The 863-nt window shown below is 56.5% G+C and carries 1 protein-coding gene; it reads left to right on the plus strand.

What is annotated here, in order from left to right:
* Positions 1–207: 207 nt before the first annotated feature.
* On the plus strand, positions 208–863 hold a 656-nt coding region (fghA, locus tag A3730_RS08260; protein WP_063537903.1), incomplete at its 3' end, for an S-formylglutathione hydrolase.

Consider the following 863-nt stretch of genomic DNA (forward strand, 5'->3'; position numbering starts at 1 on the left):
GTGGGGCCAAATCTCCTACCGTCTGTACCCTTGGGTCAGATGCTCCTTTGGTCCCTCCACCCCGGCAAGTCCTGCATGGTTGCAGGAAGAGCATTCAAACATACAAGCACCTCTCGAGGTGCGAACCTTACCTGGCAAGGACTTCTCTCAAGCAGGTTCGCACCTCGAGAGGTACTCCTACAGCGGCTTCGTCAGAAAGGATAAATCATGTCTGATATCGAATTGGTTTCTGCCACCAAATCCTTTGGTGGCTGGTTGAAGCGCTACAAACATCGCAGCCAGGTGCTCAACTGCGAAATGATCTTTGCCATTTATCTGCCTCCGGCCGCAGAAGAAAATACTGTGCCGCTGCTATGGTGGTTGTCCGGGTTGACCTGTACGGATGAAAATTTCATGCAGAAAGCCGGTGCCCACAAAACCGCTGCGGAACTGGGGCTGGCGATTGTCTGCCCGGCCACCAGCCCGCGTGGTACCGACTTGCCCGGTGAACATGAAAGCTACGACTTTGGCTCCGGCGCCGGCTTCTATGTGAATGCCACCCAGTCACCCTGGAGCCAGCACTACCGCATGTACGACTATGTGACCGAAGAGTTGCCGGCGCTGGTGCAGGCGCATTTCCCACTCAATGGCAAACAGGCCATCAGCGGGCACTCCATGGGCGGCCATGGCGCACTCATCTGCGCCCTGAAAAACCCCGGGCGTTACACCTCGGTCTCCGCTTTCGCGCCAATCAGCAACCCGGCCCAATGCCCATGGGGCGAAAAAGCTCTGGGTGGCTATCTGGGAGACAACCAGGAAGTCTGGAAAGACTGGGACAGCTGCGAGCTGTTAAAGGCAAAGGGAAGTGCGCTGCCATTGATGAT

The organism is Alcanivorax sp. HI0044, assembly GCF_001634945.1.